This is a genomic window from Pseudomonas syringae group sp. J309-1 (assembly GCF_032582135.1).
Taxonomy (GTDB): Bacteria; Pseudomonadota; Gammaproteobacteria; order Pseudomonadales; family Pseudomonadaceae; genus Aquipseudomonas; species Aquipseudomonas quasicaspiana.
Genome location: NZ_JAWHNU010000120.1, coordinates 1 through 1,333 on the forward strand (window position 1 = coordinate 1; position 1,333 = coordinate 1,333).

General features: G+C 52.9%; 1 protein-coding gene. It reads right to left on the reverse strand.

The window, feature by feature from the left end:
• Positions 1-159 precede the first annotated feature (159 nt).
• Positions 160-618 carry an REP-associated tyrosine transposase gene (locus RX972_RS29005; protein WP_316880718.1) on the reverse strand — a complete coding sequence of 153 codons (459 nt, stop codon included), beginning with the start codon at positions 616-618 and terminating at the stop codon, positions 160-162.
• Positions 619-1,333 lie beyond the last annotated feature (715 nt).

Sequence of the window (1,333 nt, forward strand, 5' to 3'; positions counted from 1 at the left end):
TCCCACAGGGGCTTTGCCAGATTCCGGAAATTGAGCCCGGTTGACTATCTAGAGGTGGGAGCGAATTCATTCGCGAAGGCGGCATGTCGGGCGATGGAGATGTATCGGATGTACCGACCCTTCGCGAATGAATTCCCACAGGGCTTTGTGTTGATGGGTTCATATCCAGACTGCATCCCATAGCGGATAGTCGCCAATGTGCTTGACCAGGCCAGCTCTCAGCGGGTTGGCCACGATATAGCGGGCAAGTTTTTGCAGGTCTTCGTCTCTCCTGAGTGCTTGGTCATGGAAGCCTGTTTGCCAAAAGCGACCTTTTTTGCCAGAAACCCGATTGATTGCAACTGCGCTGCTGGCTTTCACCTGCTTGATGAGAGATGCCAAAGAGCCTTGCTGGAGTTCAACCAGCCAGTGGAAATGATCTGGCATAACGACCCACGCTAGTGATGTCGCCAGACCTTGAGTTTCGGCTCGTCTGAATTCACGCACCAAAAGTCGCCCAAGCTGCCAGTCTTCAAAAACTGGATATCGATTTTCAGTCGTAGTGGTAATCATGTATATGCGCCCGGCCTCAGAGAAACGGCCTATGCGTAACTGGGATGAGCTACCTCGAGTAGGCATCCTTGCCCTCCGCCTGATTGTAAAACCTGCGCTCTAACTTACCGTCCTCGGACCCCGGTTACCTCTCCTAAACCTTGCCCAATAATTACAAAGTGGGAGCGAATTCATTCGCGAAAGCGGCATGACAGGCGATAGGTACGTGTCGGATGTACCGACCCCTTCGTGAATGAATTCACTCCCACAGGGGCTCTGTCAGATTCCGGAAATTGAGCCCGGTTGACTATCTAGAGGTGGGAGCGAATTCATTCGCGAAAGCGGCATGTCGGGCGATGGAGATGTATCGGATGTACCGACCCTTCGTGAATGAATTCACTCCCACAGGGGCTCTGTCAGATTCCGGAAATTGAGCCCGGTTGACTATCTAGAGATGGGAGCGAATTCATTCGCGAAGACGGCATGACAGGCGTTAGGTACGTGTCGGATGTACCGACCCCTTCGTGAATGAATTCACTCCCACAGGGGCTTTGCCAGATGCCGAAAAATTGAGCCCGGTTGACTATCTAGAGGTGGGAGCGAATTCATTCGCGAAGGCGTCATGTCGGGCGATGGAGATGTATCGGATGTACCAACGCCTCGTGAATGAATTCACTCCCACGGGCTCTGCCAGATTCCGGAAATTGAGCCCGGTTGACTATCTAGAGGTGGGAGCGAATTCATTCGCGAAGGCGGCATGTCGGGCGATGGAGATGTATAGGATGTACCGACCCTTCGTGAA

What these genes read in the sequence shown, in the direction of transcription:
- RX972_RS29005 (WP_316880718.1), bottom strand. Translation starts at nt 618, where the DNA reads ATGCCTACTCGAGGTAGCTCATCCCAGTTACGCATAGGCCGTTTCTCT.